Source organism: Candidatus Bandiella numerosa (assembly GCF_021811875.1).
Lineage (GTDB): Bacteria > Pseudomonadota > Alphaproteobacteria > Rickettsiales > Midichloriaceae > Aquirickettsia > Aquirickettsia numerosa_A.
The window spans coordinates 1-1,462 of the sequence record NZ_JAJBJD010000195.1 but is presented as its reverse complement, the minus strand read 5'-3'; the positions used below and the strand labels follow the sequence as shown (position 1 = coordinate 1,462).

General features: G+C 36.3%; 2 protein-coding genes. Both read right to left on the bottom strand.

The window, feature by feature from the left end; translation table 11 throughout:
• Positions 1-625, bottom strand: a 625-nt coding sequence (locus L8D11_RS05345; protein WP_236870636.1) for an N-6 DNA methylase, incomplete at its 3' end; no start/stop codon positions are given.
• An 80-nt stretch (positions 626-705) separates the two neighbouring features.
• Positions 706-1,032, bottom strand: coding sequence for a hypothetical protein (locus L8D11_RS05340; protein WP_236870635.1), 327 nt, complete (start codon positions 1,030-1,032; stop codon positions 706-708).
• Positions 1,033-1,462 lie beyond the last annotated feature (430 nt).

Sequence of the window (1,462 nt, the reverse complement as noted above, 5' to 3'; positions counted from 1 at the left end):
TTGAGAGGAACAACTTATTCTCCATGTATACATCTTTTGTTAAACACAAATCTGAAACCGCCGTATGCGACATCGCTTGTACGGTGGTGTGAGAGGGAGATTCAGCAATGGATCTCTCTACTCGATTATCAGTGACAGTCCATTTGCCATAATGTGGATTTCCTATTACTAAATCTAGTGAATTATCTTTAATTGTTACATCCTCAAAGTTTTTATTAATAGTTGATATATTTGGATGCAAAGCCTTTAATATACTGTGTGCAACTGGTTCGACTTCTATTGCAAGTATCTTGCTGTTTTCTTTTATGGCTTTTGGCATGTGCTTGATAAATGCTCCAGTGCCAGCAGATGGCTCAAGAATATTGCCACCTTTAAATCCTAGCTTATCTAATGCTTGATAGATAAATTTAACTAAAAGCTCAGGTGTATAATAAGCTGTTTTAGAGTTCGCTTTTATTTCTGCTATTTTTTGTTTAGGGATTACTGCATTCAATTTTTTGTAATATTCATACTCTGCTAACTCTATGCCTATTCCACCAAATCCTGTGTACTTTTCTAATATTTGGGGATTAAAGTTTTTTTGTGCTATTGCATTTATTACTTGTAAATTTTGCTCTGTTCTCATAATATACCTCATGCTATAGGGTAGTTAATAAGAGAACTTGAAACCTAAATCCCACCTCTTATTTTCTACCCTGGTTAAAATTATATTTTAATTATTTGAGAGTCTTTAAACTCTTCTAATTCTAGTAAAGAGAGATATTCCTCATCCTCTAGACAACAGCCCTTTAAAACTGATAGATTAGCATGCTGCATGGTGTAATATTCTAAGCTAGCTATTAGTTTATTTTTAAGGATTCTATTAAGATTGCGATCAACGCTTTCATACAAATCATCTACTAAGCGGTCATCCACTTCTATTTGATGAAGCTCAAGTACATTATCTATTTCTTTGTATAGATAATCTGCTGTATCTAGTAGCTCTTGCTTAATATGAGCTTCAAGCTGTTTATTTAGTTTAGTAATATTCATAAAACCTCTTATAAAAACTGTTTAAACAAAACGATTGGCCATTATTATTACTCCTAGTTAATAGAAGCATGACCGCCGTCATGCTTCCTGTCCTGCTGGCGAAGCATGGGGGTAGCTAGGTCAAGGGCGATTTAGATTTTTTTATTTATTTGTTTGCGATGAATTACAGCTATGACCGAGGAACGAGGGAGGGGCTGTAAGAAGAAAAAAATCAAAATCGAGTAGAGAGGCGCATTGCAGCACCTCCCTCTCACACCACCGTACAAGCGATGTCGCATAGGGCGGTTTCAGATTTGTGTTTAACAAAAGCAGAGTACATAGAGAAGAGATTAATCTTCTCAAAGTAGCTCAGATCGAGAGCCTGGTGAGCAGCATGGGAAAGAGATTTTCTCCACCAACCAGATCTAGAGCAGGCGAGAGACCAGCTAGA